The 6419-nt window shown below is 71.0% G+C and carries 7 protein-coding genes; 4 read left to right on the top strand and 3 right to left on the bottom strand.

Annotation, left to right across the window (positions count from 1 at the left end; translation table 11 throughout):
• Nucleotides 1-1041 (bottom strand): glycosyltransferase family 2 protein (locus tag VGZ32_RS12765; protein WP_326886189.1); only part of this gene is annotated, 1041 nt, incomplete at its 3' end.
• Nucleotides 1042-1088: 47 nt separating this feature from the next.
• The gene (locus VGZ32_RS12760; protein WP_326886188.1) at nucleotides 1089-1943 is read right to left on the bottom strand and encodes a glycosyltransferase family 2 protein; all 855 of its coding nucleotides are present in this window, start codon (nucleotides 1941-1943) and stop codon (nucleotides 1089-1091) included.
• Between the two features lie 155 nt (nucleotides 1944-2098).
• On the opposite strand from VGZ32_RS12760, the gene VGZ32_RS12755 reads away from it, so the two are divergent.
• Together VGZ32_RS12755 and VGZ32_RS12750 are read left to right on the top strand one after the other, a co-directional pair.
• On the top strand, nucleotides 2099-2380 hold the full coding sequence (locus VGZ32_RS12755; protein WP_326886187.1) for a histidine kinase dimerization/phospho-acceptor domain-containing protein: 282 nt from the start codon (nucleotides 2099-2101) through the stop codon (nucleotides 2378-2380).
• Between the two features lie 10 nt (nucleotides 2381-2390).
• On the top strand, nucleotides 2391-3203 hold the full coding sequence (locus VGZ32_RS12750) for a response regulator transcription factor (protein WP_326886185.1): 813 nt from the start codon (nucleotides 2391-2393) through the stop codon (nucleotides 3201-3203).
• Here VGZ32_RS12750 and VGZ32_RS12745 read toward each other — a convergent pair.
• Nucleotides 3200-3589, bottom strand: a complete 390-nt coding sequence (locus tag VGZ32_RS12745) for a hypothetical protein (RefSeq protein WP_326886184.1) — start codon at nucleotides 3587-3589, stop codon at nucleotides 3200-3202. The two genes, VGZ32_RS12750 and VGZ32_RS12745, sit on opposite strands and share 4 nt — an antisense overlap.
• A gap of 298 nt (nucleotides 3590-3887) precedes the next feature.
• Here VGZ32_RS12745 and VGZ32_RS12740 point away from each other — a divergent pair, with 298 nt between their 5' ends.
• Together VGZ32_RS12740 and VGZ32_RS12735 are read left to right on the top strand one after the other, a co-directional pair.
• Nucleotides 3888-5210: a hypothetical protein gene (locus VGZ32_RS12740; protein ID WP_326886183.1), complete on the top strand. Its 1323-nt coding sequence runs from the start codon at nucleotides 3888-3890 to the stop codon at nucleotides 5208-5210.
• Between the two features lie 195 nt (nucleotides 5211-5405).
• Nucleotides 5406-6419, top strand: a 1014-nt coding sequence (locus VGZ32_RS12735) for a sensor histidine kinase (protein WP_326886182.1), incomplete at its 3' end; no start/stop codon positions are given.

Below are 6419 nucleotides of genomic sequence, written 5' to 3'. Positions count from 1 at the left end.
CTGGTCTCGTAGCGCCTGCTCGGTGCGCCTGTGGTGATGCCAGACGACAGCATCCGGGGTGTATGCGATGTCGTGTCCGGCGGCCGCGGTGCGGAAAAAGGCGAGCAGGTCGTCTCCGCCGCGGGCGAGGCTGCCGGCGCCGACGGCCGGATCGAAGCCGCCCTGTGCGCGCAGAACAGCCGCGGTGAACGCCATGTTCGCGCCCGAACCGAACCGCCCCGCGGTAAAGGGGTACAGGGGTTCGTTGACGCCACGCTGCGCCCCAGGATGCAGCCGCGGGGTGAAACCCTTAGCGAACGCGCCCGTCGCCTCCAGCCTGACCTGAGCGGGAGTCTCGAGCTCGGCCGGGACGATCAGCCCGGTGACGCAGCCGACATCGACGCCACCAGCGAAGCCCTCTGCGATCGCTGTCAGCCAGTCCCGGTCCACGATGACGTCGTCGTCGGTGAACGCGACGAGGTAGCCCTGCGCCGCCTCCAGCCCGCGATTGTGCGCGGCGGCGAGCCCACGCACCGGCTCACGGGCATACCTGGCGGTCGCGGCGAACCGGTCGCGTACGAGGCGTTCGGTAAGGTCCGTCGTGGGCGCATTGTCGACCACGATCACCTCGTAGCGCGGGTATTCGAGCCGCGACAGCGAGGTGAGGCACTGCTCGAGCCGGTCGGGCCGCTCACGGGTGGCGACGATGACGGAGATGGGCGGCGGGTCGATCAGCACGTCGATCATGCCCCGTCGGCACCGCGGAAGGACTGCACTTCGGTCGGCGGTGAGATCGAGGATCCCGTCCGCGGCGAGGTGGTCGGCGATCGCGGGCGCGAGCTCGGCGTGCGCGGTATCCAGCAAGATGTCGAGCGTGCGATAAAGCGCCGGAACCCGCGCCTGCACCAATCCGAGCGGATGGCCATGCAGCCGCACGAGCGCGAGGACGTGGTCCGAGGTCAGCGTGTCATCGGACGGCTGGCCTACGCTGCGCACCCACGCGGGCTGCGCGATCTCGATCTCGACGACGCGGATCGGAACGTGCGACGGGTCAAGCGCCAATGTCGGCCGCTGCAAATTCGGCCGCTGCAATGTCGACTGTGGCGCGTTCATGAGCGGTCTGCCGTTCCGGACAGCTCAGCGCTCAGCGCCGGGCGGGGTGAGGACGCCACTTGCACGCCGACATGGGTGCGCGCGTGGTGCTCACGGAGCATCGTGCGCAGCACGCGCCAGCCATCGCGCCACGTGTTGAGATTGCTCGACCCGAAACGCCGCGCACGCTCAAACGAAGGCACCTCGGCGACCCAAAGACACCCCGACGCGGCGCGCGCGGCCAGCAGGGTCTCGATCTCGAAACCGTCGCCGAACCGGGGCTCCGCGCCGTCCGTCGGCGGCAGCGCGAAGTGGTCCAGGCAACGTGTCCAGAACGCGTTGTAGCCGTAGCAGAGATCGCTGTACGACGTGCCGAAGAGCCGGTTCATCAGAAACACCAGGCCGCCGTTGCCCAGCCGCCGCATCCAGCTCAGGTCCTCGCTGCCTCCGCTCGGCAAGAACCGGCTTCCCTTGGCGACGTCGGCACCGTTGCGCAGCGCGTCCACGAAGCTGGGGATCTCCGCCGGGTCGGCCGAGCCGTCGGCGTCGAGCATCACCGCCAGATCGCCGGTGCACGCGGCGAATCCGCAGGCGAGCGCGTTACCCTTGCCGCGCCGCGTCTGGTGCACCACCACGATGTCCGGCCGGACCAGCAGCGCCGTCTCCACCGTCCGGTCCACCGAGCCGCCGTCCACGAGGATCACCTCGTGCAGACCGGGCGGCAGTTCCGCGAGCACTCCCGGGAGGTTCGCGGCCTCGTTCTTCGCCGGGATGACCACACTCACCCGCGGCGAACCGCCGGCGCCCCGGGCCGCCGGACCCGCCGGCGCCATCTCGGCCGTGGCGACGCCCTGGCCTTGTCGAGTGAACATCGTTGTTCCCTCCGTGTTCCCTCCGCAGCTTTCACCGCTGCCTCGCGAAGAGCGTCGGCGGCGAACGTTCAGCGGCTTTCAAGTGATCGTCAGCATTTGCTCAAAGCGGTCGCCGCCGATTGGCTGTGCCCCGGAGGCGGATCTAGCCTGGGTGAATGCGTGAACATCGACACGCTGAGGAATCCGGGTGGCCGGGCGGGGCGGGGGCCGTCGCCGCGCTACGCGAGGCACTGGGGCCGCTCGACGGCGACACCGGCGAGCTGCTGCGCGACGCGACGCATCAGTTGCGCACGCCGCTGACCAGCATCAGCGGCTACGTCGAACTGCTCGCGGACGGTGCCGCGGGCCCGGTCACGGAAGAGCAGGCGCTGCTGCTGGAGGCGGTCGCCCGCAACACCGCCCGCTTGACCGCGCTCATCGACGCGCTGGAACCGTGAGCGGCGGCGCATGGTGGAGGGGCACAGCATTGGCCAGCACAGCGTTGGAGAGCACGGCGTTGGTCAACACAGCGTTACCGCCGGGCGCCCTAAGGCACTCGTCATCGAGGACGCGCCGGACATCTGCTTCCTACTGTGCGAAACCCTGCGCCAGGGCGGCTTCGACGCGTCCGGCGCGACGACCGCCGCTGAAGGGCTTGAGCTGGCCTCGCAGCTCCAGCCCGACCTGGTCACCCTCGATCTGACGCTCCCCGACCTCGACGGGATCGAGGTGTGCCGGCGGCTGCGCGCGATCTCGAACGCGTACCTGATCATCTTGACCGCGCGCGCCGAGGAGACCGACCGGCTGATCGGGCTCGAGGTCGGCGCCGACGACTACATGCTGAAGCCGTTCTCGCCGCGCGAGTTGCGCGCGCGGATCGGCGCGATGTTCCGGCGACCTCGGCTGGCCGACCCGGGTCCGTTTGCTCCGGGCGCCGAAGCCGCCGCCGGAGCGGATCCGGACGCCGACCAGCTGTGCCGCGGCGACCTCGTCCTGGACCGGGAGAGCCGCCAGGTGACGCTGGCCGGCCGGGCCATCCCGCTGACCCGCACCGAGTTCGACCTGCTGGCCGCCTTCATGAGCAAGCCGCGCCGGGTCTGGGAGCGCGACACGCTGGCCCGGCTGGTCTGGCACACCGACTGGCCCGGCGGCGACCACGTGATCGACGTCCACGTCGCCAACCTGCGCCGCAAGCTCGGCGACGACGCCCACGAGGGCCGGTGGATCCACACCGTGCGCGGCGTCGGCTACCGGTTCGGCGGGCCGGGAGGCTCCGGCTAATCGCGCGGATCTGGCTGTTCCCGATCGGAGCGCCGCGCCTCCCTGCGCATTTCCGAGGCCATAAGTCGCGCGCTCTCCCGGATGAGCGCGAGCCCGGCCTCGACCTCATCCTGAGACCCGGTGCGCACCGCCGCCTCGAGCGTCCCGGCCCGGGCGGCGAACCGTTGCGCCCCGAGCATCGATGCGCCAACCCGCACGTCGGTCAGCACGCGCAGCGCCTCGGCCCGCTCGCCCGCCGCGACCGCGCGCTCGACCAGGTCGAGCCGCCCGGACAGCAGGGTGAGATACGCGTCGGCATAGCGGCGCAGCGTCTCGTCGCCCACGTCCGCGCGCAGCCGCGCCAGCAGCCCGCGATCCACCGTGGGCCCCTCGCTGGGAGAGACCATGATCCGAGAGCTTCCGTCCCCTCCTCGCGTGCGGCCGGTTCCGGCGGCGCAGGTGCCGGGGCCGTCGCCCGGAGTCTGCCCGCGCAATCCCAAGTCGGCGTCTGTGGCACCTCAGCTTCGGCTAAAGACGCCGGGCGGGCGGCAGCGGCTTTGGTCCCTCTCACCCGTGGACCCTGCCCCGGGCCGACCTCGTGCCATTGCCTTTCCAGACAAAATATTGACTTGAGCATGATCTTTCATCTCTAGCTTCGGGTGGAGAACCGACCTATCCGACGGGCCGTCCAAGGGATGAGGTCCCGTGTCCTGGCAGCGCTGGAACCGGTGGACGCTCGAGGAACTCCCCGAGCTGAACCGCTCCGTGCTCGCGGGGCGCGAGTCGGCCGAGATCCTCACCGAACGGCTGCGCCGGGCGGTACTCGACGAGTTGCCGTCGCCGGAGACCGTTTCCCCCGATCAAGCCTGTCGACTCCTCGTGCTGCTCGGCCTGGCGGGTTCTTCGGTGGCCCGGCACTACCAGGAGGCCGACCCGACGCGCACCGCAGCGCCGGCCCGGTCCTTCGAACTGCTGGCGGCGGGTCCGTCCCGCATCCCGTTCCCGGCCTACTTCGCCCGGCTCGCCGCCGTGAGCGGAACGGGGCACCCGCCGCGGGACTGCTACGCCTCGCTCGTGCGGTGGAACGCTCCGACCACCCGGGTGGAGGCCGACGGCGAGACGCTCGCGGTCCTGCCCGGCCGCTTCCCCGACCAGGAGACCCGCACGTATACCGGCGACGCCGGGGAGCTCTCGTTCTTCGCGCTGCTGAAGAAGTCGGAGGCGTTCGAGCTCGCCGTCAACGAACTGCTCGAACCGCTCGCCGACGGCTCGGCGGACCTGCTCGGCCCGGACGCGGTCGGCCGGGTGCTGCTCGCGACGCGGCTGATGGACGCGATGATCCGCTTCAACCAGGACTTCGCCGCGCTGGCCCCGGAGCGCGGCGGCCTACACACCGCGCACTTCCTGGACGTCTTCCGCCAGTTCGCGGTGCACTGGGAGCTCGGCGACCTGCCGCCGACCGGGGCGCAGGACCCGCAGTTTCTGCGCCGGGATTTCCTGCTCGGCATCGACTTCCCCGACTACGCGAAGCACGTGCGCCGCATCTATCCCTCGCTGCTTGAGAGCGAGCGCACGATGCTTGAGCGGCAATCCGTCCGGCCACCGCTCCCGACGGCCCTGCTTGCGAGCCTCGGCCTCGACGCAGGCACGCTGAGCCGGTGCAAGGCGAGCAGCCTGCGCGCGCTCGTCCGCGAACACCCGCAGCTCGCCGCCTGGTATCTCCTGCTCGCGGCGAACGCGAAGTTCGGCGCCGTGCACCTCATGCTCACCGAGAAGTTCCTGTTCAAGCCGCAACGGACGCGCGACGCGTCCGGCGAGGGGGATCGCGAGCCGGTGTCCAACCGCCGCGGCACGACCGGGATGGCGGAATCCCTACTCGTCCGGCTCACGCAGGGGCGTCGCAACCACCCGCTGAGGTTCCTCGGGCAGCTGCCGCACCGTGAACTCTCCGAGCTGTGCGGCACCGGCACCGGCACTGGCACCGCGCTCGAAGACCTTCCGACCGTTCGGTTCACCGCGCCCGTCTGACGGTTGTGGATCACCCGGGTGGTCTAAAGTGGGGCGATCGTGCCCTAAACGCGACATCACCGTCTTGTCACCCAGTCGATCTTGGCGCAGGATGGCGGCAATCGGGCCCGCTCCGGCGGGTGTCACCGTAGGAGGGCGCCGCGTGCGGACGGCTCCGACCGACCCGGCCGCAGCGCGACAGATCGGTAGGGCCTCATGTCGGCAGCCCACTCCCCGATTCCGAGCGGCGGCGCCGGGCCGTTCGGCGCACGTCACCTGCATATTCATGCATCCCCGGTGGCGCTCGCGGCGGCGCTCATCGTGGCGGCCTGCCTCGTCGACGCGATCATCCTGCTCGCGGCACCCGACGCCACCCCTACCCCCGCGACGGTTGCCGCCCTGCTCGCCGGGAACGTTCTCGTGCTCGGCGGCGCGGCCCTCGTCGGCGCCCGCCACATCGCCCGCGGCCACGAAGCCGCCGACCGCGCGAGCCTGGACCTCGCCGGCGCCCGTGCCGAGGCCGACCTGCTGCTCAAGGTGATCGACAACACGTCCGCGGTCATCTACATGCGCGACGGCGCCGGCCGCTATCTGCTCGTCAACCGGCAGTACGAGCAGCTGTTCGGGGTCCGGCGCCAGGACATCGTCGGCCTCACCGACCACGACCTGTTCCCCGCCGACCTCGCCGACGACTTCCGGGCCAACGATCTCAAGGCCCTGGCGCGCGGCGCCCCGGTGCAGATGGAGGAGGTCGCCCCGCACCCCGACGGCCCGCACACCTACATCACCGTGAAGTACCCGATCGCCGACACGGATGGGCGCGGGCAGGTCATCTGCGGCATCTCCACCGACATCACCGAGCTCAAGCGGGCCGAGGAGCGCGTGCGACAGCTGAACACCGACCTGGAGGAACGGGTGCGCGAGCGCACCGCCGAGCTCGAGGCGTCCTCCCGCGAACTCGACGCCTTCGCCTACTCGGTCTCGCACGACCTGCGCGCGCCGCTGCGCGCGGTCGCCGGATTCAGCGAGCTGATCCTCGAGGACTACGCCGCGGCGCTCGACGAGACCGGCCGCGGCTACCTGCGCCGGGTGCTGGCCGCGACCGACCGCATGGGCCAGCTGATCGACGACCTGCTGAACCTCTCGCGCACCACCCGGGCCGAGCTGACCCGGCAGCCCGTGGACCTGACGTCGCTGGCCTACCGCGTTGTCGCCGACCTCGCCGCCGCG

The organism is Actinocrinis sp. (assembly GCF_035938995.1).
Classification (GTDB): domain Bacteria; phylum Actinomycetota; class Actinomycetes; order Streptomycetales; family Catenulisporaceae; genus DASZGI01.
The sequence above is the reverse complement of the archived record's forward strand: the minus strand, read 5'-3'. Positions and strand labels throughout refer to the sequence as shown.